Annotated in this window: 1 pseudogene; it reads left to right on the plus strand. The window is 35.6% G+C overall.

What is annotated here, in order from left to right:
* A pseudogene (locus tag JGK22_RS29385) lies at nucleotides 1-385 on the plus strand (RNA-guided endonuclease TnpB family protein); the annotation flags it as partial.

Raw genomic sequence — 385 nt, forward strand, 5'->3', positions numbered from 1 at the left:
GGAATTACCAGCCAAGGTAAGTCAACAAATATTGATGATATTAGACAAGAATTGGAAATCTTTCTTTGAAGCAGTCAAAGCTTACAAAAATGAACCCACGAAATTTAGTGGACGCCCAAAGTTACCGAAGTACAAAGATAAAGTCAAGGGTAGAAATATTCTCGTTTATACGATTGGGGCGATTAGTAGTAAGCAACTCAAGAAAGGAATCATCAAGCTTTCCGGTACGAATATCTCAATAAAGACTCTTGTAAATTCCGAAAAAATTTGTCAAATAAGATTAGTGCCAAAATGCGATTCCTATGTAATTGAGGTAATTTACAATGCTGATACTGAGCCGGAGTCCACCCTTGATAAAAAACCAAAAGAATTAGTAGCTAGTATC

Origin of the sequence: Microcoleus sp. PH2017_08_TRC_O_A (genome assembly GCF_020738665.1) — a bacterium.
Taxonomy (GTDB): Bacteria; Cyanobacteriota; Cyanobacteriia; order Cyanobacteriales; family Microcoleaceae; genus Microcoleus.